Source organism: Nitratireductor rhodophyticola (assembly GCF_019891355.1).
GTDB classification, from domain to species: domain Bacteria; phylum Pseudomonadota; class Alphaproteobacteria; order Rhizobiales; family Rhizobiaceae; genus Nitratireductor; species Nitratireductor rhodophyticola.
Genome location: NZ_JAHSSF010000004.1, coordinates 520588 through 542263 on the forward strand (window position 1 = coordinate 520588; position 21676 = coordinate 542263).

Here is a 21676-nt window from a genome sequence, read left to right on the forward strand (position 1 = left end):
CGCCCCCGGACCATCGCATCAGCTTAACGGCTTACTGGCCGATCTGAGCATTCCACTCCGAGAGCCAGGTCTCGCGGTTGTCGAGAATGACGGCCGGGTCGAGAAGCTGGAGGCTCTCGACGGTCTCGGCGCCATAGGTGAGGTTTTCGGCGATCTCGTCGGAGACCTTCACCTCGGAATTGGCGGGGCTGTCCACCAGCGCCTCGGCGAGCTTGGTCTGAATCTCGGTGGAGAGCCAGAAATCCATGAAGTCATAGGCGAGATCTTCGTTCTTCGCGCCCTTGGTCAGGATCATGACGTTCATGCCGCCGGTCTGACCTTCCTTCGGCGTGGCCCAGGCCATGTCGAAGCCCATCTTGGAGTATGCGCCCCAGGCAAAACGGCCAATGGGCGCGGCCAGGATCTCTTCCTGCTGCATGAGCTGCGCGACCTGCGAGGAACGCTCGTAGAAGGTGACGATGTCGTCCTTGTTCTTGGCGACTTCGGCAATGGCGGCCTTCAGGTCTGCGGAATCGTCACCGATGGCCTTGCCGACCATGTAGAGCGCGGGCGGACCCTGATTGGTGCTGACATTCGGGAACGCAACGCGGCCCTTCAGCTTGTCCTGGAACAGGTCGGCCCAGCTCTCAATCTTCACTTCGTCGGCGCGGTAGGCGATGGAGGTGGCGTAGAAGGTGTAGCCGACAGCCAGATTGTCGCCGAGCGGGTCCTTGGCGATGTCATAGAGCTTGTCGTAGTTCGACAGGCGGCTGACGTCGATGGGCTGGGTGATGCCCTTGCGCGATGCCGAAAGCGCGTCGTGCGTGGACATGACGGCCATGTCGATTTCCGGATCGTCCTTGCGGGCTTCCAGCTTTGCCAGACGCTCGACGGAATTGCCGGTCTCCACCACCAGCTCGCAGCCACACTGGGCCTCGAACGGGTCGTAGACGATCTCCTTGAAGGCGTCCTGGGCGAAGCCATAGACGGAGATGACGAGGGTCTTGTCGGCGGCCTGTGCTGCGCCGCTGAGTGCGGCCAGCGCGACGCCGGAGGCCATAAGTTTCTTGAACATGTCTAATCGCTTCCTTCTCTGGTGGTGCTTCTTAGGGGCAGGACCTGGCTCATGTTGGATGACGCCGGCCCGGTGAGGGCCGGCGCCGTCTCGCCAGAAGCGGGGAGCCCCAACGCCGGCCCGCTTGACTGGCGAACGATAAGCTCCATCGGAATGGAGCTCTGGCCCTTAGAGGCCGGCAGATCGGACGACGCATCACGCGCACCGCCTTGCTCGATCTGGGAAATGAGTTCGGCTATCGCGATCTCGGCAATGCGCTCCATATCCATGCGCATTGTCGTGAGGCTCGGCGCGATGACGCCGGCCCAGATGAGATCGTCAAAACCGGTGACGCTGACATCGCCCGGAATGGAAATACCGCCCTGTTGCAGCTCGGTGATGGCGCGCAGGGCATGGAGATCCGACACGGCGGCGAAGGCCGTAACGCCCTCCTCCACCAGACGCACGAGACCGAGCGGGCAGCCCGAACCATGGCTGCGCTCCATCTCACCAATCCAGATCAGGCGGATTTCGCCCTTGCCTGCGAAGGCTTCGCGAATGCCGGCGATGCGGTCGTTCTGGACGCTGGAATCGGAATGGAGGCCGATGATCGCCACGGAGCGGTGGCCGAGCTCCAGAAGATGCCGGCCAATTTCCAGGCCGCCATTGCGGTGATCGGCGGCCACCGTGTTGCCCGGCGTGGAGGGGGAATCGATGACCGCAACGGGACGGCCGATATCGCCGATGCGCGTGCCATGGCGTGGAACGACGACGATGCCATCCGCGCCACGCTCGATCAGCCGGTTGATGGCGCGGGACTGGGCTTCGATATCGCCGCGACTGTCGCCGATGAGAACGCCATAGCCCGCCTCGGAAGCCGCATGCTCGATGGCCTGCGCGAATTGCGGAAAGAGCGGGTGACCGATGTCAGCAAGAACGAGGCCAAGCACATGGCTGCGCCCGGTGCTCAGCGCCCGGCCTGCGAGGCTGGGCACATAGCCCAGCTCTTTTGCCTTTTCGCGGATCGCCCGGCCGAGCTCCTTCGACACGCGGCCCTTTCCGGACATCGCGTTTGAAACGGTCGCAACCGATACGCCAAGCGCTTTGGCAATATCGGATAGATTGGCACGAGAAGCCATCAAAGCCCGATTCACATGAAGGTTAAGCGTTTAAGCATTATGCCCGGCAAGAACCATCATGTCGAATCGGTTTTTGAAAATCCCCAGAATTGGAGTCAGGCGGACGCCGTGACCGCCCTCGCCTCACCGAGCTGTGCTCCCTCCTGCCCGGCAGACCGGGCAGGAAGAGGCGCCTGAAAGCGCTTGAGCCGCAGGGCGTTGCCCAGCACGAAGACACTGGAGAGCGCCATCGCACCGGCAGCGAGCATGGGTGACAGGAGGGTGCCTGTGGCGGGATAAAGAACACCCGCCGCAACGGGAATGAGACTGACATTGTAGGCGAAGGCCCAGAACAGGTTCTGTCTGATGTTCTTCATGGTTGCCTGTGAAAGCCCGATGGCGTTGGCAACGCCAGTCACATCGCCCGCCATAAGAACCACGTCGGCGCTCTCGATGGCGACATCCGTGCCGGTGCCGATGGCGATGCCGACATCGGATTCCGCCAGTGCAGGAGCATCGTTAATGCCGTCGCCGACGAAGGAGACCGGGCCAGCCAGAGTGCGCAGACGCTTGAGCGCCTCGACCTTGCCCTCCGGCAGAACTTCCGCCTCGACCCGGTCGATGCCCAGCTTTGCGGCAATGGCTTCGGCGGTGTGGCGGTTGTCGCCGGTGATCATGGCCACTTCGAGCCCCAGCGCGTGGAGCGCTGCAATGGCGCGCGGTGTCGATTCCTTGATGGGGTCGGCGACCGCGATGACGGCCGCAAGCCGTCCGTCCACCGCAGCGTAAAGCGGCGTCTTGGCATCGGCGGCCAGCCTGTCGGCGGCGGTGGATGCACTGCCGATCTCGACGCCCTGCTGGCGCATGTAGCGGTCCGCACCGATGTGGAGCCTGCGACCGCCAACGGTGGCGGCAATGCCGAAGCCCGGGACCGCATCGAACGCGACGACTGGCTTGAAGGTGAGCCCCTCGGCGCGCGCGGCCTCGACGATGGCTTCGGCCACCGGATGTTCGGACATGGCTTCCGCCGATGCGACGAGCGAAAGGATTTCGGCGCGCTCGAAACCGTCCTGCACCACGAAATCGGTGAGTGCGGGGCGACCGAGCGTCAGCGTGCCGGTCTTGTCGAACGCGACGACGCTTGTGTTGCGCAGGCTCTGCAGCGCCTCGCCATTGCGGAACAGAACGCCGAGCTGTGCTGCGCGGCCGGTGCCGACCATGATGGAGGTGGGCGTGGCAAGCCCCATGGCGCACGGGCAGGCGATGATGAGCACCGCGACCGCGTTGACCAGCGCAAAGGCGAATGCGGGATCGGGTCCGAACACCATCCACACGACAAAGGTGAGTGCTGCGGCAAGCATCACGGCCGGCACAAACCAGGCCGTGACCCGGTCGACCACCGCCTGAATGGGCAGCTTGGCCCCTTGCGCGTTTTCGACCATGCGGATGATCTGCGCCAGCACCGTGTCGGAGCCGACCTTGGTGGCGCGGTAGACGAAGTTGCCGGTCTTGTTGATCGTTCCGCCGATCACCTCGTCGCCTTCGGCCTTGGAGACAGGCACCGGCTCGCCGGAGATCATGGCTTCATCGACATAGGAAGAACCGCTTTCGACCAGACCGTCGACCGGCACCTTGTCGCCGGGGCGCACCTGAAGCCGGTCGCCCACAACCACGTCCTCAAGCGGAAGCTCGACAAAGGCATCGTCGCGGAGAACACGCGCGCTCTTGGCGCGCAGGCCCATCAGCCGCTTGATGGCCTCGCCGGTGCGGCCCTTGGCGCGCGCCTCCAGAAGCCGGCCGAGCAGGATGAGCGTGACGATGACGGCGGACGCCTCGAAATAGACGTTGACCGTGCCGGACGGGAGAACGCCGGGCGCGAAAGTGGCCACGACCGAATAGGCCCAGGCGGCGGTGGAACCGAGCATGACAAGCGAGTTCATGTCCGGCGCAAAGCGCATCAGCGCGGGGAAGCCCTTGCGATAAAAGCGCAGGCCCGGCCCGAACTGCACGATGGTCGCCAGCACGAAATAGAGGAGGTAAAGCGTCTTGCGGTCGGCGATCCCCATCAGCCATGCATGCATGCCCGGTATGAAATGGCTGCCCATCTCGAGAATGAAGATCGGAAGGGTGAAGATTGCAGCCAGCGTGAAATCGCGCTTGAGCGAACGAAACTCGGCGGCCTTGGCCTCCTCATGCGCATCGCGCGCGGCAGCGCCATCGGAACGGGCAACCGGCGTGTAACCGGATTTGCGGATCGCCGCTTCCACGCCGCTGCGCGCTTCATCGTTCAGGAGCTCGACGGACGCGCTTTCGGTTGCGAGGTTGACCGCGACCTTGGAGACGCCGGGCACGGCGGCAATCGCCTGCTCCACACGCCGCACGCAGGACGCGCAGGTCATGCCCTCGATGCCGATATCGAGATGGCTCTCCGGCACGCCATAGCCGGCACGTTCCACCGCGCTGACAATGCTGGAAAAATTAACGCCGGGCCGCACCGCCACATCGGCCGTCTCGGTCGCCAGATTGACCGAGACGCTCTCAACGCCATCGACGGCGGCAATCGCCTTTTCCGCGCGTTTGACGCAGGAAGCGCAGCTGAGCCCCTCGATGCGGAAGCGTTTTACATTGGCCGAAGACATATCGGCAGGAAGGGTATTCATCGCTTTCACCCTGAATGACTATTGTTCAGGATTGCGCTTCTAAACCTTCCAGTCAATGGAAGGTCAAGCGAGAAAATCACTGCATCGTTTCCGAGTCGGAAAAGGCGCTGAGCAGCAGGCGCAGATACTGCACTTCCGGGTGGTTCGGCAGCCGCCTGTCGATCTCGGCAAGCTGGCGGCGCGCCGCATATTCGATATCGGCATCGCCCGGCAGGCTCAAAAGCCACTCCATGAAAGCGCGTTGCTGCGCGGGGATCGAACCCGCCCGCAACAGCTTCATTCTGGTTGCGTCATACGCCATGGATCAGTCCCAGCTCAACGCGCCTCCGCTCTGATACTCGATGACGCGGGTCTCGAAGAAGTTCTTCTCCTTCTTCAGACCCATCGCCTCGCTCATCCACGGAAACGGGTTTTCGGTTCGGCGAAGACCGGGGCCAGACCGAGTTGGGCGCAACGGCGGTTTGCGATGCAATGCATGGACTGCTCGCACAGCGCCGCGTTGAGACCGAGAAAGCCCGTTCATACCATGCGGTTTCGGTGTTTCCAGTGGAATGCGGAACCGTGGCGGTTCCATTGGTGTGTTTTGCTTCAGTCGCCGGCATATAGACCCCCGTGGCGGTTGGACAGGGGCGCGGAGACATGCGGCGCGACGGCAGACCCGGGCGACACACGCACCACCGGGACACCCCGCCCGTGGACGTTTATTTCGTCATGGCAGGTCTCCTGGCTCGCAGGTCGTCACCGCTTTCCGGCCTTCCCGATGCGCTGGGGCATCAGTGACTCAAAGTGAAAGCGGCTCGCTGCTTACAGTTGCGGGGGCAGCGCCGGACTTGCCCAAAAAGGCGCACCGGCTTCCCTTTTCACTTCCGACCCCGGGAGGAATCGGAAGAACCATAACCCCTATAGTTGGTATCCACCGGACCCTAGAAGTCAACATATTGTTTCAGCGGAAAACCGAAACAAACGCATGGATAATCCGCAAAGCCGCTTTGGGCATGGCTCTACGGCGCGCGCGTGATCTCCTCCAGAACGGAGAAAATCCGTTCATCATCGCATTGAGCGACATTGAAACGCAGGAACCCGCTGGCCGAGCCTGACAGGCTGAAGGCGTTTCCGGGCGCGAGCACCACGTCCCTTTCAAGCGCATGGCGGGCAAGCGTGGCCGCATCCAGCCCGTCGGGCAGACGACACCACAGGAACATGCCCGCGCGCGGCTCGATCCACGGTTCGATGCCGAGATTGCGCAGGCGCGCGCCCACCGTTTCGCGGGAGCGGGACAGACGCTGGCGAACGGTCTCCATATGCTTGCGGTAGCTGCCATCGCTCAGGAGACCGAGCACAAGCTCCGCCGCCATGGCGGGTCCGCCGAAACAGGTGGCGATGCGCAGATCGGTGAGGCCCTCGATCCAGTCGGCAGGTGCTGCAACAAACCCGCAACGCATCGAGGCGGAAAGCGACTTGGAGAAACTGCCGATATAGACGACGCGCGACAGCCCGTCGAAGGCGGCAAGCCGGGGCGCTGGTTCGACCTCGAAGTCGGCAAAAATATCGTCTTCGATGATGGTGAGGCCGGACTGTTCGGCGAGCATCAGGATGCGGTGCGCCACCGAAGGCGAGAGCACCGCGCTTGTGGGATTGTGAAGCGCCGAATTGGTGATGTAGAGGCGCGGGGCATGCTGTGTGAGCGCCTCGGCAAAGCGCTCCGTGTCCGGCCCCGAAGGCGTGTAGGGAACGCCGACGATCCTGACCTGATGTGCCCGCAGGAGCGCATGGAAGTTGAAATAGCAGGGATCGTCCACCAGCACCGTGTCGCCCGGTTTCAGAAGAAAGCGGCAGAGGAGGTCGATGGCCTGCGTGCCGGAATCGGTGAGCATGATCTGACCCGGAGCCGCCTCGACGCCATGGCTGGCCATGCGGCGTGCAAGCAGGGCGCGCAGCGCCAGCGAGCCGAGCGGCGCTCCGTAATCGGCAAGCGTCTGCGGGGTGGCGCGGGAGAGGCGGCGCAGCGCCCGGCGCAAGGCGTCTTCCGGCATCCATGAGGCGGGCAGCCAGCCGCAACCGGGCATCGCCATGCGCGAACCGGAGGCAAGCGCCTGACGCGATATCCATAAGGGGTCGACCTCGCGGTCGAGCGCCGGGCCGATTTCGGCCAGCGCCAGCGGCGCAAGCGGCGCGGTGACGAAGAAGCCGGCCCCCGGCCGCGAGCGGATCACGCCTTCGGCGGCAAGCCGGTCATAGGCCTCGACAACGGTGGATTTCGAAACTCCCATGGCGCGCGCGCAGCTGCGGATCGACGGCAGCTTCGCCCCCGGCGTGAGCGTGCGATTGGCGATGCGCCCGCGAATGGCGGACATGACGCCTTCAAGGCGTGTTTCATCGGCATTGCGCGTGGATATCAGCATCGCTGTACTGTCCGTTCGACCATTACAGTTTGTTGAAATTGTACTGCATCGTCTCTGGCAACGCCATGCCCCCTGCCCCACACAGGAAGGAGAAAAGGAGCGCGGCATGAACAAGACAACGATCGGATGGGCGAGCGGCTGGGCAAGCGGCCTACTGGGTGTGATCATCTTCAGCGGATCGCTGCCGGCGACACGGGTGGCGGTGCTGGGCTTCGATCCGGTGTTTCTGACCGTGGCGCGCGCGTCGATTGCCGGGCTTTTGGGCGGGTTTCTTCTGCTGGCGTTTCGGGAAAACCTGCCCAAACGGAGCGAGCTGAAAGGGCTGTTCATCGTCGCCATCGGCGTGGTGGTGGGTTTTCCCCTGCTAACCGCGCTGGCGCTCGAGCACATCACCTCGGCGCATTCCATCGTGTTCATCGGTCTTCTGCCGCTTGCGACAGCCATTTTCGGCGTTGTGCGCGGCGGCGAGCGCCCGCGCCCGGCATTCTGGCTGTTCTCGGTGATGGGGAGCGCGCTTGTCGTGGGCTATGCGGCAAGCCAGGGCATGACCGCCTCTCCCAAGGGTGATCTCTTGATGCTTGCGGCCATCATCGTGTGCGGGCTCGGCTATGCGGAAGGCGCATCGCTTTCACGGCGAATGGGCGGCTGGCAGGTCATCTCGTGGGCGCTGGTTCTATCGCTCCCGCTCATGCTGCCACTGGCGCTCTACACCGTGCCGGCAGGGTTTGAGACCGTGGATGCAGGGGCATGGCTCGGATTTGGCTATGTGTCCGTCTTCAGCATGCTGATCGGCTTCGTCTTCTGGTATCGCGGGCTGGCGCTGGGCGGCACGGCGACGGTTGGCCAGTTGCAGCTTTTGCAGCCCTTCTTCGGCTTCGCGCTGGCGGCAATGCTGCTGCACGAACCCGTAACGACCGGCATGATGGCGGTCACCGCCGCCATCATTATGTGCGTGGCCGGGGCCAGATTTTCCGCCGGGCGCTCATTTTCCGCCGGGCGCTCGGGCGCACCGGCGGCGGCTCAAGAGCTCAGGCGAAGCTCGACGTCTTGAGGAATTCGGCAAGGCGTTCGGTCTGCGGCTTCAGGAACATCACCTTCGGGTCTCCCTCTTCGCCGATCACACCCTGGTTCATGAAGATGACGCGGGAGGAAACCTCGAAGGCAAAGCGCATTTCGTGGGTGACCAGAAGCATGCTCATGCCATCGGCGGCCAGATCCTTGATCACCTGCAGCACTTCGCCCACCAGTTCGGGATCAAGCGCAGACGTGACCTCGTCGAAGAGCATGAGGCGCGGGTTCATGGCGATGGCGCGGGCGATGGCCACACGCTGCTGCTGACCGCCGGACAGCTGGCCGGGATAGTGATCCGCACGCTGCCCGAGACCGACGCGTTCGAGCCATTTTTCCGCGACGCTGCGCGCCTCGTCGCGCGCCATCTTCTTCACCTTGATCAGGCCAAGCATGACATTGGAGGCGGCGGTCATGTGCGGGAACAGGTTGAACTGCTGGAAGGCCATGCCCGTCAGCGCGCGCTGGCGGGCGATTTCCTTCTCGCTCTTGCGGACGCGTACGCCGTTGCGCTCTTCATAGCCGATGGGTTCCCCATCGATGAGGATGCGGCCGCCCTGAAAATCCTCCAGCATGTTGATGCAGCGCAGCATGGTTGTCTTGCCGGAGCCCGACGAACCGATGATCGAGATCACCTCACCCTGCTGCATGGTGCAGTCGACGCCCTTGAGCACCTCCACCGAACCGTAGCGCTTGCGCAGGGCCTGAATTTCAAGAAGGTTCTTCGTCATGTCGGGTACTCTCAGGATGGAACGGACACCTTGCGCTCGACATATTTGCCGAAGCGCTCGACGGCGTAATTAATGGCGAAGTAGAGAAGGCCGGCCAGGAAATAGAACTCCAGGCTCATGAAATTGCGGGAGATGATCTCCTGCGTGCGCAAGAGAAGCTCGGCCACGCCGATGACGGACAGAAGCGTGGACGCCTTGACCATCTCCGCAGCCGTGTTCACCCAGGTGGGCAGCATCTGGCGCAGCGCCTGCGGCCACAGAACCGAAGTGAAGGTCTGGCTGAAGGTGAGGCCGATGGCCTTGGCCGCTTCTGTCTGCCCGGGCGGAATGGCCTGCAGCGCGCCGCGCACGATTTCCCCCACATGCGAGGAGCAGAAGACCGCCAGCGCAAACACACCCGCCTGAAACGCGTTCAGCTCAATGCCGATGGTGGACAGGATGTAGAAGCTGGCGAGCACCAGAACGAGCACGGGCGTGCCACGGATGAAATCCGTGTAGGCGCGGACGACAAAACGCAGCGGCCTGTTTCCATAGGTCAGCGCAAGCCCGACCAGAACGCCCAGCACGGAGCCAAGCGCGATGGCGAGAAGCGAGATTGAAACGGTCAGGCCAAGCCCGCGCAGGAGCACGAAACGGGCAAGCCAGACCTGATCGAGAAATGCGGAAAACTCGTTCATCGGCTCACCTCGAAATCACGAGACGACGCTCGACCATGCGCATGAGCGCGGCCAGCACCGTGCAGGTGGCGACATAGAGACAGGAAGCGACGATCCAGGTCTCGACCACACGGAAGGTTTCGACATTGATCTTGCGCGCCTCAAAGGTGAGTTCCGGCACGGCGATGGCAGCGGCCAGAGACGTGTCCTTGAAAAGCGAGATCAGCGTGGACGACAGCGACGGAAGCACGTTTCTGAACATCAGCGGTATGACGATGGAGGTGCGGATCTGCATCGGCGTCAGACCGATGGCGAGGCCCGCCTCCTTCAGACCGTTGGGGATGGACAGAAGGCCCGCGCGAAACACCTCCGCCAGATAGGCGCCGGAATAGATGGCGAGCGTTGCCACAAAACTTTCGATCTTGCCCAGACGGACACCCATCTGCGGCAGCGCGAAATAGGAAAACAGGATCAGAACGAGGATCGGCAGATTGCGGATCACCGTGACGTAAAGCGCTGCCGGACGGCGCGCCCAGCCGCTTTTGGAGATGAGGCCAAAGGCCGTTACCAGGCCGATGACGGCGCCGATCAGGATCGCGCCAATCGCCAGTTCAAGGCTGAGCAGAAGCCCCCAGAGAAGCTGATCGAAGCTGCGCCAGACGGCGGAAAAATTGAGTGTATAGCCCATATTGGTTCCCAGCCATGCAACAGGAACGAAGCAGGCGGCGATGTGCCGCCGCCTGCTTTCGCCCAGACGCGATGGTTATTTGTATTCTACGGGGAAACCGATCTGCGGCGGCTGAAGCTCCTTGCCGAACCATGTCTTGAACGATTCAGCGTAAAAATTGAACTCGACCCCGGTCATCGCTTCGTGAAGCGCCGTGTTGACGAAGTGGAGCCAGTCAGAATCGCCCTGCGCCACGGCACAGGAATAGGACTGCGGATTCCAGCCATAGCCGGCATCCGTATAGCGGCCCGGATTCTGCGTCATGTACCACGCCAGCGAAGACTGGTCTGTGGCAACCGCATCGGCCCGGCCGGATTCCAGCGCCTGATAGATCAGGTCGACGGATTCGTACTGATCGACCGAGGCCTCCGGCAGGGCCGCGTGAACCATGTCTTCTGCATAGACATTCTGAAGCACGGAGACCGTGACGGACGAGCCGGCTTCCTTCAGCGCATCATAATCCGCATAGTCGCCATCGGCCTTCAGCATAAGGCCCACACCCTCACGATAATAGGGAATGGTGAAGGCAACCTGCTGGGCGCGCTCACCCGTTACCGTCATGAACTGGCAGGTCACATCCACCTTGCCGGTGGTGATGTTTGGAATACGCGCGTCCGACGACTGCGTCACATACTCGATCTTGTCCGGATCGCCGAACAGTGCCTTGGCGATGATCCGCCCCATGTCGACGTCGAACCCCTGGAGCTTGTCGTCCACGCTCTTGAAATGCCAGGGCGCGTTGGTGCTGCCGGTGCCCAGAATGAGGTGACCGCGCTCCAGAACCTCATTAAGCTTGCCTTGATCCTGAGCGACCGCCGGTGCAGCGGCAGCCACCACTGCCACGGTGAGTAACAGTGATTTCGCATGCGATGAAATAGACATAGTGTGCTCCCCTGCTGATTGCCGTTAGTCCATTATTATGTAGCAATATCCATATTAATGGACTTCCGTATCAAGCCGCATCGCCGGCACCTTGTCAAGTCACCGGCCGCCCGGGTCCAATCGCACGGCAAGCTGCGGGACATGCAGAGCGTTTTTGAGGCGCCGGGGCGACCGCTCGACCAGAGGCCATGCAGACGGCGTTGGGCCAGGCCTTGAAAAATCACCGCTTCTGTCGTTTGCTCGATGCGACGATGCCTGCCGGCGTGCCCTTCCCAAAATCCAGATGCGGAAAAACTGCCTGTGACCTCCACCACACTCACAACCTTTGTCGGTGTTGCCCATCCCTGGATGTGCGACACGATGGGGCACATGAATGTGCGCCACTATGCGGCGATGTTCGATGACGCCAGCTTTCAGTTGCTCGGCCATCTGGTCGGCCCCGAGGCCATCGACAACCACGACCTTGGCTGGGCCGATGTGCGCAGCGAGACAGAATACAAGCACGAGACCGAAGCCGGCGCGCTTTTGACGATCCACTCCCATGTGACCCGCCTTGGGCGTTCTTCCGTGAGTTTCGAGCAGATCATGACCGGCAGCATCGATGGCGTCGTGCGCGCCGTGAATCGCACCACCACGGTGCGCTTCGATCTCAATGCGCGCCGCTCTGCGGAACTCGAAGCCGGCCTGCGCGCCCGCGGCGAAGCGCTGCTCGTCGCATCAGAATGAGGCCTTAGCGGTCGTAGACGCGTTCCTCGAACGGGGTTTCGGCAATCAGCGTCTGGAGCCCGGAGATCAACGCCTTCTCCGCCCGGTTCAGAACCTTTTCCGGATTGGTCAGCATGAAAATGTCGATCTGTGGTGGCCGGTCATAGGGCGGCAGACGCCACAACAGCCCGTCATTGACGTCGCGCCGCGCCACATGCAGCGGCAGCGGGCCAATGCCTAGGCCAGCCAGAATCATGCGCCGCACCTCTTCAAGACTGGAGGACACGCCGACCACGCTATTGTCCAGCTTTGCTTCACTGCGCAGAAGCGCCACGGGACGCAGCGCATCGGATATATGGTCCGTCTGGAACGAAACGGACGATTCGCCTTTCAGGTCGGCAAGGGTGAGTTCACCGCGCCCATAAAGACGGTGCCCGGGGCCGCAGAAGAAGCCGAAGAACTCCCGATAGACCATCGTGTAGTCAAGCGCCGGATCGCGCTGGCTCACAAGGCACACACCGAATGAGGCACGCCGCTCGCGTACCTGTTTGGCCACGTCGATACTCGTCGAAACCGTGAGTGTGATGCTGGCGCGCGGATAGTTTTTGTGAAACTCGGCAAGCGCACGGTCGAAAAGGGGCGACACCACATGGCTTGCAAGGGCGATATTCACATGCCCCGTTACCTCGTCGTTGATCCCGCGCATCAAGAGCGGCAATTGCGAGATAGCGCCAAAGGCCTCAATGCTCTGCTCATAGAGGAGTTCTCCTACCTCCGTCAGCTCAAAACGTGCAGCATCGCGTTCGACAAGCCGCCGGCCGACACGATCCTCGAGCCGTTTCAGCGCATTGCTGATACTGGGCTGCTTGAGTTTGAGCTGCTCGGCGGCGCGCGTGATGCTCTTCAACTCCGCAATCACCACGAAGGTGCGCAGGAGGTTCCAGTCGAGTTCCCAAACCAGCCTTTCGGCGCGCTGATCAACCATTCTCAATATCTATGATTACCATTTCCATTATCTATTTGCGTAATGTTTCGGCAAAAGCAATCATGAATCGGAACAACACGCCAAAAAACAGAACAGCATTCGTCCAGAGGAACGGAGGACCCATTCTCATGTCCAAGCCATTGTCGCGTCTTTTGCAGCCTCGCTCGGTTTCGCCGCCTGCTTCTGCGCGCTTCCAGCAAACGCCGGCGACCTGGAGGCGATCAAGGAAGCCGGCGAGATGAAGATCGCCATGTCGGGCCAGTATCCGCCCTTCAACTTCGTCAACGACCAGAACCAGGTGGTTGGCTTCGATGCGTCCATCGGCATGGAAATCGCAAAGCGTCTGGGCGTCGAGGGTGAGATCGTCACCACCGCCTGGGACGGCATCATCGCCGGTCTTCTGGCCAGCAAGTACGACACCATCGTCGGCTCCATGACGATCACGCCGGAGCGCGAAAAGGTCGTGGACTTTGTCGGCCCGTACTACCACGCCGGCCGCGCCGTGTTCGTGATGGAAGATTCCGAGGTGCAGGCGCTCGATGATCTCAAAGGAAAGACGCTCGGCGTGACGCTGGGAGAAACCCACGAGAAGTGGGCACGCGAACAGGGTGGCTGGGACATCCGCACCTACAAGGGCCTGCCCGAGCTTCTGCTTGAGCTGAAGTCCGGCCGCCTCGACGCCATCGTCGTCGATAACATCCCCGTGCGTGTCGCCATCAAAGAAACCGGCGACAAGCTGCGCATGCTCGACACGCCGGACATCGAAGGTGGGGCAGTGGCCATCGGCATCGCCATCCGCAAGAACAGCCCCGAGCTGAAAGCCGCCATGCAGGAAACGCTCGACGCGATGATGGAAGACGGCACCTACGAGAAGATCTCGATGGAATGGATCGGCAGCGACATACGCTGATCCCGCAGTGACCATCCGACCGGCGCGTTCCAGCGCCGGTCGCCTCGCCTGCCCCTTTCCGGAGCTTCCGTATGGATTTCTCCCTGATGGTGCGCGTCTTCCCGTTCTTTCTGGAAGCCGCACTGGTCACCGTTCAGATTTCAGCGCTGGCGCTCGTTCTGGGCCTTGCCGCCGGTTCGCTTGGCGCCGCCGCCAAACTGTCCCGCTCTCGCACCGTTCGCATGATCGGCACGGTCTATGTGAGTGTCTTTCGCGGCACACCCTGCCTGATCCAGCTCTTCATTCTCTATTTCGGCGGGCCGCAGATCGGTATTCATCTCGACGCCTTCGCCGCCGGCGTCATCGGTCTCGGCCTCAACATCGGCGCCTACATGGCTGAATCGATCCGTGGCGCGATCCTCTCCGTGGACAAGGGCCAGACGGAAGCCGCGCGCACCATCGGCTTCGGCCGGGCGCAGACCATGCGCAAAGTGGTGCTGCCGCAGGCCGCCCGCCTGATGATCCGCCCGCTCGGCGTCAACACGGTCGCGCTGGTGAAGGGCTCCGCCCTGGTCTCGACCATCTCCGTGGTGGAACTCACCTACACCGCGCAGCGCTTCATCGGCTCCACCTACAAGCCGTTCGAGATCTTCGGCGTCGCCGCCCTTCTCTACATGATCATCGTTTATGCCGTTGCGCGTGTCGTCGACCTGCTCGACCGCCGCTACGCGCTGAGCTGAGGGAGCGACCCATGCAAGGTTTGGATTTCAGCGTCGTCACTCCCTATCTCGGCCTCCTGTGGATGGGTGTCTGGTGGACCATCGTTCTCACCGTCACATCGTCCATCCTGAGCTTCTTCAGCGGCATTCTGTTTGCCGTCGCCGTGCTCTACGCTCCGGCGGTGATCGCCTATCCCGTGCGCTTCTTCATGTGGCTGTTCATGGGCACACCGCTGCTTCTGCAGCTCTTCCTGATCTATTTCGGCCTCGTGCAGATCGGCATCGACATTCCCGCGCTTGGCGCCGGCATCATCGGCCTTGGCCTGCACTTCGCGGTCTACAATGCGGACATTCTGCGCGCCGGCATCACCGCCGTCGATCCGGGGCAGTCCGAGGGCGCGCGCAGCATCGGCTTCGGCCGCTGGCAGACGCTGCGCTATGTCGTCATCCCGCAGGCGGTGCGCAACACCGCACCGCCCATCGGCAACAACATGATCGCCCTCTTGAAGGAATCCTCGCTGGTCTCGGTCATCGGCATCGCCGAACTGGTCCACGCCGCCCAGCTCGCCATCAGCGAAACCTTCCGTCCGTTCGAATTCTATATCACGGCCGCCGCGCTCTACTACATCCTGAACCTCGTTCTGGAAGCGGGCCTGCGGCAGGTCGAAAAGAAAGTGGAGGTCTCTCGATGAGCACCCGCAACCCCATGGTCGAGGTCAAGGACGCCCGCAAGGCCTATGGCTCCTTCGAGGTTCTGAAAGGCATCGACCTTTCCGTCGAGCGCGGCCAGATCGTCGCCATCATAGGCCCCAGCGGCTCCGGCAAGAGCACGCTCCTGCGCTCCATCAACCACCTTGAAACGCTCAATGGCGGCGAGGTCTGGCTCGATGGCGTTCAGGTCAACCAGCCGCTCACCGGCCGCGCCTTCGAGCGGCACATCAATGCGGTGCGCCAGCAGATGGGCATGGTGTTCCAGCACTTCAACCTGTTCCCGCACCTCACCGTGCACGACAACATCGCCATGGGGCCGATCATCCTCAAGGGGATGAGCAAGGTCGCAGCGCGCGAACTCACGCTGGAGCTTCTCTCCAAGGTCGGCCTCGCCGACAAGATCGACGCCTATCCCTCCCGCCTGTCGGGCGGCCAGAAACAGCGCGTGGCCATCGCCCGCGCGCTGGCCATGCAGCCCAAAGTGATGCTGTTCGATGAGGCAACCTCCGCGCTCGATCCCGAGCTGGTCGACGAGGTGAACATGGTGATGAAGCAGCTCGCCGCCGAGCACATGACCATGCTGATCGTCACCCATGAAATGCGCTTTGCCGGCGAGGTCGCCGACCGCGTCCTGTTCATGGATGGCGGCGTCGTGGTGGAGGAAGGCCCGCCCGGCGAGATCTTCACCGCCCCCAAGCAAGAGCGCACCCGCTCCTTCCTCAAGAAGTATCTTGCCGCCTGAGACCATGCATATCATCGAAACCGAGTTCCCCGATTTCGGGCTGACGCCGGAGCAACGCCGCGAGGCGGTTCTGGGCCATTATTACGAAATTCCCGGCATGGACGGCGCACGCGGCGAAATCTGGTGCTACACCGACGCCTATGCCTATCCGCCAGGCGCGACGGTCAACCTGCATGTCAGCGCGACCGCTTCCCGATACCGGCTGGAGATCGTGCGCGACGGCGCGACCGAAACCCCGGTCCTGTCGCAGGACGGCCTTGCCGCCGCCTGGCAGGACACACCCGACCAGTGCTCCGTCATCGGTTGCGGCTGGTCGGTCTCGCATGCGTTCCGCATCAGTGAGGACTGGCCGTCGGGCGCTTATCGCATCACGCTGACGGCAGAGGGCCGCGACGGCAACCCCGTCACCTGCCACCACGTGTTCATCGTGCGCCCGCTTGCCGGTCGCAAGCCCGGCCGCGTCCTGCAGGTCGCCGCCACCGGCACCTGGACGGCCTACAACACCTGGGGCGGCTCCAACCACTATCAGGGCATCACCGGCCCCGGACGCAACCAGTATGCGCCCATGGTCAGCACCGAGCGCCCGTTCTGCCGTGGCTTCGCAGTTCTGCCGGAGAACGCGCCACGCGTGCCGCTGGAGATCTACACCCCGCCGGCTGCACCCCCGCGCTATCCGCACATGGAATGGGCCTATGCCAATGGCTATTCCAAGAAATACGCCTCCGCCGGCTGGGCGAGCTATGACAGCCACTTCTTCCGCTGGGCGGAACGCGCCGGCTACGCGGTCGATCTGGCGAGCCAGCACGAGCTGCACTTCACGCCGGAAATCCTCGACGGCTATGACTGCGTGGTCTTCGTCGGCCATGACGAATACTGGACATGGGAGATGCGCGACGCTGTCGATGCCTATGTCGAGAACGGCGGCAGGGCGGCCCGCTTCGCCGGCAACTTCATGTGGCAGACGCGGCTTGAAGACGATGGCAAGAAGCAGGTCTGCTACAAATACCGCGCGCGTGCAGAAGACCCGGTCTATCAGTCGGAAGACAAACGCCGCACCTCCGGCTGCTGGGAAGCGGAAGAGACCGGACGGCCAGCCGCACGGACATTCGGCCTCAACGCCCTGCGCGGCCTTTATGTGGGCTGGGGCGGCTGCGCGCCGCGTGGCGTGCGCGGGTTCCCCGTCTACCGGCCCGAGCACTGGGCCTTCGCCGGAACCGGCATCTATTACGGCGACCTGCTGGGCGCGGATGGTCACGCCTTCGGCTACGAAGTGGACGGGCTCGACTATGTGATCCGCGGCGGTCTGCCGGAGCCGACGGAGGATTCCGGTGCGCCCGAAGGGCTCGAAATTCTGGCGCTCGGCATGTCCTCCCTCAAGGAGGAGAGCGCCGACATTCCCGCCGACGACCAGTTTCTCTCCGACGCCGACGCAAAATTCGTCGCCGAAACGCTGGTCGGCAACCAGTCCGACGAGGCCGTGAACCGCATCAAGCGCGGCTCGGGCATGATCGTCAATTTCCCGCGCGGCCGTGGCGAGGTGTTCCACGCCGGAAGCTGCGAATGGGTGGCCGCGCTGAAACGCGGTGACGCGATGGTCGAGCGCGTCACATCGAATGTCCTCGACCGTTACCTCTCCCGCTGAGCGAGACACGCCATGCAGAACACATCTTCGACACAACGCCCCCCGTCTCACCTCTTCTACCAGTCGCGCCTGCGCCGGCCGCTGGTGGACCGCGCCGAGGGCATCTATCTGTGGGATCAGGAAGGCCGCCGCATGATCGACGGGTCGAGCGGCGCGATGGTCGTCAATATCGGCCACGGCAACCGCAACGTGCTCGACGCGATGAAGCGCCAGATGGACCGCGTGACCTTCGCCTATCGCCTGCATTTCGAGAATGAGCCGGCGGAAGACCTGGCCCGCATGGCGGCGGAACGCCTGCCGGAAGGCATGGACCGCATCTTCTTCGTTTCCGGTGGTTCCGAAGCGGTGGAATCCTGCATCAAGCTCGCCCGCCAGTGGGCGCTTGCCGTGGGCCAGAGCGAACGCTGGAAGGTGATCTCGCGCTTCCCCTCCTATCATGGCGGAACGCTGGGCGCGCTTGGCGTGACCGGCTATGCGGCGCTCAGCGACCCGTTCTCGCCGATGATGCGCGAGATGCCGAAAATCCCGGCCCCCACCGCCTATCTCGACCGCGACAATCTCACGATGGAGCAGCGCGGCATCAAATATGCCGACATGCTGGAAGAGAAGATTCTGGCCGAAGGCCCGGAAAGCGTGCTCGCCTTCATCATGGAGCCCATCGGCGGTGCTTCCACCGGTGCGCTGGTTGCGCCCGACAGCTATTTCCCGCGCATCCGCGAGATCTGCGACCGCTACGGCATTCTCCTCATCCATGACGAAGTGATGAGCGGCGTGGGGCGCACGGGTAAATTCCTCGGCGGCGACCACTGGAACTGCAAGCCGGACCTGATCGCGCTGTCCAAGGGCTTTGCCTCCGGCTATTGTCCGCTAGGCGCGATGGCCGCCCCTTCCCGCCTCGTGAAGCCCGTTCTGGATGCCGGCGGTTTCCAGCACGGTTTCACCTATGCCGGCAATCCGCTCGCCTGCGCGGCCGGTGTCGCAGTGCTCAACGAGATCGACCGTCTCGGCCTGATCGACAATGCGGCCCGGATGGGCGAGGTGCTGAAGGGCGAGCTTGAACGCCTTTCCGAGCGCTTCCCCTTCATTGGCGATGTGCGCGGCAAAGGGCTTCTGCTCGCTGCCGAATTCGTCTCCGACCGCGAGACGATGAAGCCCCTGCCCAAGGAGCTCAACGCGCATCAGCGCATGGTCGACATGGCCTATGAGCGTGGGCTCATCATCTATTCCAGGCGCACGCGCGGCGGGGTCGAGGGCGATCACTTCCTCGTCTGCCCGCCCATGATCGTCACAAACGAGGAGATCGGCTCCATCACGGCCATTCTGGGCGACACGCTCGAAGCGCTGGCCGCCGAACTCGATCTCCCCTTCAACCGCTGAGCTGCACCATGACCAAAGACACAAAGACCGATGGCATGAAGAAAAAGCCGGGCCGCAAGGTCGTCGTGACCTGCGCGGTCACCGGCTCCGTGCACACGCCCTCCATGTCGCCCCATCTGCCGATCACGCCCGACCAGATCGCCTCCGAGGCCATCGCGGCGGCAGAGGCCGGTGCGTCGATCCTGCATCTGCATGCCCGCGACCCCGAGGATGGCCGCCCCTCCGCCGACCCGGCGCTGTTCATGCAGTTTCTCCCGCGCATCAAGCAGTCGACCGATGCGGTGGTGAACATCTCCACCGGCGGCTCCTCGCTGATGAAGCTGGAAGACCGCATCGCCGCAGCCCTGCGCGCCGAGCCCGAAATGTGCTCGCTCAACATGGGCTCGATGAATTTCGGCCTCTTTCCGGCGCTGGAAAAGAAGACCGACTGGCAGCACGAATGGGAGCCGCAGCTTCTGGAGGCGACGCGCAGCTCCATCTTCCAGAACACCTTCGCCGACATGGAGAACATCCTGACCCGGCTCGGACAGGGCTGCGGTACGCGGTTCGAGTTCGAGTGCTACGATGTCGGCCACCTCTATTCGCTGGCCTATTTCCGCGATCGCGGGCTGGTCTCCGGGCACCTCTTCATCCAGTTCGTTTTCGGCGTTCTGGGCGGCATCGGCCCGGACCCGGAAAACCTCACGCACATGAAGCGCATTGCCGACAAGCTTTTCGGCGACGATTACAGCTTCTCGGTTCTGGCGGCTGGCCGGCACCAGATGCCGATGATCACCATGTCGGCGGCCATGGGCGGCAATGTGCGTGTCGGGCTGGAGGACAGCCTGTACAATGGACGCGGCGAACTGGCGCGTTCCAATGCGGATCAGGTAAAACGCATCCGAACCGTTCTGGAGGCCCTTTCACTGGAGATCGCCTCTCCTGCCGAGGCGCGCGACCTGCTGGGCCTCAAGGGAGGCGACCGGGTCGCATTCTAGAGCAATTCCAGGAAAAGTGGGAACCGGTTTTCCGTCCGGAACTGCGCAGAAACGCTCCAAGGAGTACCCCATGCCGAATCACACCACCCCCTCCACCAGCGTCTCGATCCGCCTCGCAACGGAGGATGACGCAGAGACGATCCATCAGGCCATCATGGACCTCGCCGTTTATGTCGGCGAACAGGACCACGCGGTCGCGCAGATGGAAGATTTCCGCCGCTTCGGCTTCGGGCCGGACGCCGCCTTCTCCTGCCTGATCGCAGAGACCGACGGGGTATTCGCAGGCCTCAGCCTCTTCTTCCCCGTGTTCTCCACCTGGCTCGGCAGACCCGGCGTCTACGTGCAGGATCTCTATGTCTCGCCAGAAGCGCGCGGGCGCGGCGTGGGCGAGGCCCTGCTGGCCGCCACGGCAACCTGGTCTCGCGAACGCGGCGGGGTCTATCTGCGGCTTTCGGTATACGCAGACAACCACAACGCAAAGGCATTCTATGCCCGGCTGGGCATCGGCTGGAATGAAAACGAGCACGCGCATGCCGCCTATGGGGCAACCTTTGAAGCGCTGGCCAGCCGACAGGCAAGACAGGAGTGATGATGAAAGCCTTCTACGCCGTAGAGCAGAAACAGCACAATCCGAAAGCCTTCCTCTCAAGCGGCGCGCCGCAGCCGAACCCGGAGCAGCCCGAGCGGACTGAGCGTCTTCTTCTGGGCGCGAAGGCCGCCGGCTGCGCCATCGAGCGTCCCCGCGAGCATGGGCGCGGTCCCATCGCCGCCATCCACACGCCGGAATATCTGGACTTTCTGGAGCACATCTACACGCGCTGGCAGCGCATTGAGGGCGCATCCGAAGAGGTGATCCCGAACATCCACCCGCTTGGCCGCAATGGCCGCTACCCGGCCTCCGCCGTGGGACAGGCCGGCTACCACATGGCCGACACCGCCTGCCCCATCTCGGCCGAGACCTGGGACAGCGCCTGCTGGAGCGCGTGGAGTGCTGTGGAAGCCGCCGAGACCGTGATGAGCGGCGCGCCCGCAGCGTATGCGCTCTCGCGCCCGCCCGGCCACCACGCTTTTGCCGATGCCGCCGGCGGCTTCTGCTTCTTCAACAATTCGGCAATCGCCGCGCAGCATCTTCGGAAACAGGCCGCCCGCGTCGCCATCCTTGATGTCGACCTGCACCATGGCAATGGCACGCAGGGCATTTTCTATGCCCGGCCCGACGTGCTCACCGTCTCCATCCATGCCGACCCGGTGCGCTTCTACCCCTTCTTCTGGGGACACGCCGACGAGCGCGGCGAAGGACCGGGCCTTGGCTACAATCTCAACCTGCCGCTGCCCCGCAAATCGGGCGATGAAGCCTTTCTGGAAGCGCTTCAGCCCGCCTTCCGCCGCATCCGCGCCTTTGCGCCGGACGCGCTGGTCGTGGCGCTCGGCCTTGATGCATTCGAGGGCGACCCCTTCGGCGGACTGTCCGTCAGCACGCCGGGCTTCGCCCGCATAGCGGAGGCGATCTCCAGCCTCGGCCTGCCGAGCGTGATCGTCCAGGAAGGCGGCTATCTCTGCGATGCGCTATCAGACAATCTGACTGCATTCCTCACTGGCTTCGCGTCGCAATAGCGAAAAAAGCATCGAGCTACCCTTCGCATAGGCAGCAT

At 63.0% G+C, this 21676-nt stretch carries 21 protein-coding genes, 1 pseudogene and 1 riboswitch; of the genes and pseudogenes, 11 read left to right on the forward strand and 11 right to left on the reverse strand.

The window, feature by feature from the left end; translation table 11 throughout:
- Window positions 1–31: 31 nt before the first annotated feature.
- The 6 genes and pseudogenes from KUG85_RS17915 to KUG85_RS17940 form a co-directional block, all read right to left on the reverse strand.
- Window positions 32–1054: a polyamine ABC transporter substrate-binding protein gene (locus tag KUG85_RS17915; RefSeq protein ID WP_065815894.1), complete on the reverse strand. Its 1023-nt coding sequence runs from the start codon at window positions 1052–1054 to the stop codon at window positions 32–34.
- Window positions 1055–1056: 2 nt separating this feature from the next.
- Window positions 1057–2172 (reverse strand): LacI family DNA-binding transcriptional regulator, encoded by a 1116-nt coding sequence (locus KUG85_RS17920; RefSeq protein ID WP_065815895.1) that lies wholly within the window; start codon window positions 2170–2172, stop codon window positions 1057–1059.
- Between the two features lie 95 nt (window positions 2173–2267).
- Window positions 2268–4811 (reverse strand): heavy metal translocating P-type ATPase, encoded by a 2544-nt coding sequence (locus tag KUG85_RS17925; RefSeq protein WP_223006294.1) that lies wholly within the window; start codon window positions 4809–4811, stop codon window positions 2268–2270.
- 76 nt (window positions 4812–4887) lie between these two features.
- Window positions 4888–5112, reverse strand: coding sequence for a hypothetical protein (locus KUG85_RS17930; RefSeq protein ID WP_223006295.1), 225 nt, complete (start codon window positions 5110–5112; stop codon window positions 4888–4890).
- A 3-nt stretch (window positions 5113–5115) separates the two neighbouring features.
- Window positions 5116–5327, reverse strand: a pseudogene (locus KUG85_RS17935) (ribonucleotide-diphosphate reductase subunit beta); the annotation flags it as partial.
- A 180-nt stretch (window positions 5328–5507) separates the two neighbouring features.
- Window positions 5508–5722, reverse strand: a riboswitch (cobalamin riboswitch).
- Between the two features lie 90 nt (window positions 5723–5812).
- Window positions 5813–7213, reverse strand: a complete 1401-nt coding sequence (locus KUG85_RS17940; RefSeq protein ID WP_223006296.1) for an aminotransferase-like domain-containing protein — start codon at window positions 7211–7213, stop codon at window positions 5813–5815.
- Between the two features lie 106 nt (window positions 7214–7319).
- Here KUG85_RS17940 and KUG85_RS17945 point away from each other — a divergent pair, with 106 nt between their 5' ends.
- Window positions 7320–8264, forward strand: a complete 945-nt coding sequence (locus KUG85_RS17945; RefSeq protein WP_223006297.1) for a DMT family transporter — start codon at window positions 7320–7322, stop codon at window positions 8262–8264.
- On the opposite strand, the gene KUG85_RS17950 is transcribed toward KUG85_RS17945, so the two are convergent.
- The 4 genes from KUG85_RS17950 to KUG85_RS17965 all read right to left on the reverse strand — a co-directional run bounded on the left by KUG85_RS17950 (window position 8242) and on the right by KUG85_RS17965 (window position 11277).
- Window positions 8242–9012 (reverse strand): amino acid ABC transporter ATP-binding protein, encoded by a 771-nt coding sequence (locus KUG85_RS17950; protein WP_113153077.1) that lies wholly within the window; start codon window positions 9010–9012, stop codon window positions 8242–8244. The genes KUG85_RS17945 and KUG85_RS17950 overlap by 23 nt on opposite strands.
- Before the next feature lie 11 nt (window positions 9013–9023).
- The gene (locus KUG85_RS17955) at window positions 9024–9689 is read right to left on the reverse strand and encodes an amino acid ABC transporter permease (protein ID WP_223006298.1); all 666 of its coding nucleotides are present in this window, start codon (window positions 9687–9689) and stop codon (window positions 9024–9026) included.
- A 4-nt stretch (window positions 9690–9693) separates the two neighbouring features.
- The gene (locus KUG85_RS17960) at window positions 9694–10356 is read right to left on the reverse strand and encodes an amino acid ABC transporter permease (protein WP_025031477.1); all 663 of its coding nucleotides are present in this window, start codon (window positions 10354–10356) and stop codon (window positions 9694–9696) included.
- A 75-nt stretch (window positions 10357–10431) separates the two neighbouring features.
- On the reverse strand, window positions 10432–11277 hold the full coding sequence (locus tag KUG85_RS17965) for a transporter substrate-binding domain-containing protein (protein ID WP_007008951.1): 846 nt from the start codon (window positions 11275–11277) through the stop codon (window positions 10432–10434).
- A gap of 300 nt (window positions 11278–11577) precedes the next feature.
- On the opposite strand from KUG85_RS17965, the gene KUG85_RS17970 reads away from it, so the two are divergent.
- Window positions 11578–12003 carry an acyl-CoA thioesterase gene (locus tag KUG85_RS17970; RefSeq protein WP_255606471.1) on the forward strand — a complete coding sequence of 142 codons (426 nt, stop codon included), beginning with the start codon at window positions 11578–11580 and terminating at the stop codon, window positions 12001–12003.
- Window positions 12004–12007: 4 nt separating this feature from the next.
- Here the strand turns inward: KUG85_RS17970 and KUG85_RS17975 are convergent, their stop codons facing one another.
- Window positions 12008–12967, reverse strand: coding sequence for a LysR family transcriptional regulator (locus KUG85_RS17975; RefSeq protein ID WP_223006299.1), 960 nt, complete (start codon window positions 12965–12967; stop codon window positions 12008–12010).
- 139 nt (window positions 12968–13106) lie between these two features.
- Between KUG85_RS17975 and KUG85_RS17980 the strand changes: the two genes are divergently transcribed.
- The 9 genes from KUG85_RS17980 (at window position 13107) to KUG85_RS18020 (ending at window position 21638) form a co-directional block, all read left to right on the forward strand.
- Entirely contained in the window at window positions 13107–13877 is a 771-nt protein-coding gene (locus KUG85_RS17980) for an ABC transporter substrate-binding protein (RefSeq protein WP_255606480.1), read from the forward strand.
- A 71-nt stretch (window positions 13878–13948) separates the two neighbouring features.
- Window positions 13949–14596, forward strand: a complete 648-nt coding sequence (locus KUG85_RS17985) for an amino acid ABC transporter permease (protein WP_223006301.1) — start codon at window positions 13949–13951, stop codon at window positions 14594–14596.
- Between the two features lie 11 nt (window positions 14597–14607).
- Window positions 14608–15267, forward strand: a complete 660-nt coding sequence (locus KUG85_RS17990; protein WP_065815904.1) for an amino acid ABC transporter permease — start codon at window positions 14608–14610, stop codon at window positions 15265–15267.
- Complete coding sequence (locus KUG85_RS17995) at window positions 15264–16028, forward strand: amino acid ABC transporter ATP-binding protein (RefSeq protein ID WP_272491837.1); 765 nt, start codon at window positions 15264–15266, stop codon at window positions 16026–16028. Before KUG85_RS17990 ends, KUG85_RS17995 begins: the two co-directional genes overlap by 4 nt.
- Window positions 16029–16032: 4 nt before the next feature.
- Window positions 16033–17670: a N,N-dimethylformamidase beta subunit family domain-containing protein gene (locus KUG85_RS18000; protein ID WP_065816016.1), complete on the forward strand. Its 1638-nt coding sequence runs from the start codon at window positions 16033–16035 to the stop codon at window positions 17668–17670.
- 12 nt (window positions 17671–17682) lie between these two features.
- Entirely contained in the window at window positions 17683–19047 is a 1365-nt protein-coding gene (locus tag KUG85_RS18005) for an aminotransferase family protein (RefSeq protein ID WP_223006302.1), read from the forward strand.
- Window positions 19048–19055: 8 nt separating this feature from the next.
- On the forward strand, window positions 19056–20024 hold the full coding sequence (locus KUG85_RS18010; protein ID WP_223006303.1) for a BKACE family enzyme: 969 nt from the start codon (window positions 19056–19058) through the stop codon (window positions 20022–20024).
- 70 nt (window positions 20025–20094) lie between these two features.
- On the forward strand, window positions 20095–20613 hold the full coding sequence (locus tag KUG85_RS18015; RefSeq protein ID WP_223006304.1) for a GNAT family N-acetyltransferase: 519 nt from the start codon (window positions 20095–20097) through the stop codon (window positions 20611–20613).
- Between the two features lie 2 nt (window positions 20614–20615).
- Complete coding sequence (locus KUG85_RS18020) at window positions 20616–21638, forward strand: histone deacetylase family protein (RefSeq protein WP_223006305.1); 1023 nt, start codon at window positions 20616–20618, stop codon at window positions 21636–21638.
- Window positions 21639–21676: the final 38 nt, after the last annotated feature.

What these genes read in the sequence shown, in the direction of transcription:
- KUG85_RS17915 (WP_065815894.1), bottom strand. Translation starts at nt 1,054, where the DNA reads ATGTTCAAGAAACTTATGGCCTCCGGCGTCGCGCTGGCCGCACTCAGC.
- KUG85_RS17920 (WP_065815895.1), bottom strand. Translation starts at nt 2,172, where the DNA reads ATGGCTTCTCGTGCCAATCTATCCGATATTGCCAAAGCGCTTGGCGTA.
- KUG85_RS17925 (WP_223006294.1), bottom strand. Translation starts at nt 4,811, where the DNA reads ATGAATACCCTTCCTGCCGATATGTCTTCGGCCAATGTAAAACGCTTC.
- KUG85_RS17930 (WP_223006295.1), bottom strand. Translation starts at nt 5,112, where the DNA reads ATGGCGTATGACGCAACCAGAATGAAGCTGTTGCGGGCGGGTTCGATC.
- KUG85_RS17940 (WP_223006296.1), bottom strand. Translation starts at nt 7,213, where the DNA reads ATGCTGATATCCACGCGCAATGCCGATGAAACACGCCTTGAAGGCGTC.
- KUG85_RS17945 (WP_223006297.1), top strand. Translation starts at nt 7,320, where the DNA reads ATGAACAAGACAACGATCGGATGGGCGAGCGGCTGGGCAAGCGGCCTA.
- KUG85_RS17950 (WP_113153077.1), bottom strand. Translation starts at nt 9,012, where the DNA reads ATGACGAAGAACCTTCTTGAAATTCAGGCCCTGCGCAAGCGCTACGGT.
- KUG85_RS17955 (WP_223006298.1), bottom strand. Translation starts at nt 9,689, where the DNA reads ATGAACGAGTTTTCCGCATTTCTCGATCAGGTCTGGCTTGCCCGTTTC.
- KUG85_RS17960 (WP_025031477.1), bottom strand. Translation starts at nt 10,356, where the DNA reads ATGGGCTATACACTCAATTTTTCCGCCGTCTGGCGCAGCTTCGATCAG.
- KUG85_RS17965 (WP_007008951.1), bottom strand. Translation starts at nt 11,277, where the DNA reads ATGTCTATTTCATCGCATGCGAAATCACTGTTACTCACCGTGGCAGTG.
- KUG85_RS17975 (WP_223006299.1), bottom strand. Translation starts at nt 12,967, where the DNA reads ATGGTTGATCAGCGCGCCGAAAGGCTGGTTTGGGAACTCGACTGGAAC.
- KUG85_RS17985 (WP_223006301.1), top strand. Translation starts at nt 13,949, where the DNA reads ATGGATTTCTCCCTGATGGTGCGCGTCTTCCCGTTCTTTCTGGAAGCC.
- KUG85_RS17990 (WP_065815904.1), top strand. Translation starts at nt 14,608, where the DNA reads ATGCAAGGTTTGGATTTCAGCGTCGTCACTCCCTATCTCGGCCTCCTG.
- KUG85_RS17995 (WP_272491837.1), top strand. Translation starts at nt 15,264, where the DNA reads ATGAGCACCCGCAACCCCATGGTCGAGGTCAAGGACGCCCGCAAGGCC.
- KUG85_RS18000 (WP_065816016.1), top strand. Translation starts at nt 16,033, where the DNA reads ATGCATATCATCGAAACCGAGTTCCCCGATTTCGGGCTGACGCCGGAG.
- KUG85_RS18005 (WP_223006302.1), top strand. Translation starts at nt 17,683, where the DNA reads ATGCAGAACACATCTTCGACACAACGCCCCCCGTCTCACCTCTTCTAC.
- KUG85_RS18010 (WP_223006303.1), top strand. Translation starts at nt 19,056, where the DNA reads ATGACCAAAGACACAAAGACCGATGGCATGAAGAAAAAGCCGGGCCGC.
- KUG85_RS18015 (WP_223006304.1), top strand. Translation starts at nt 20,095, where the DNA reads ATGCCGAATCACACCACCCCCTCCACCAGCGTCTCGATCCGCCTCGCA.
- KUG85_RS18020 (WP_223006305.1), top strand. Translation starts at nt 20,616, where the DNA reads ATGAAAGCCTTCTACGCCGTAGAGCAGAAACAGCACAATCCGAAAGCC.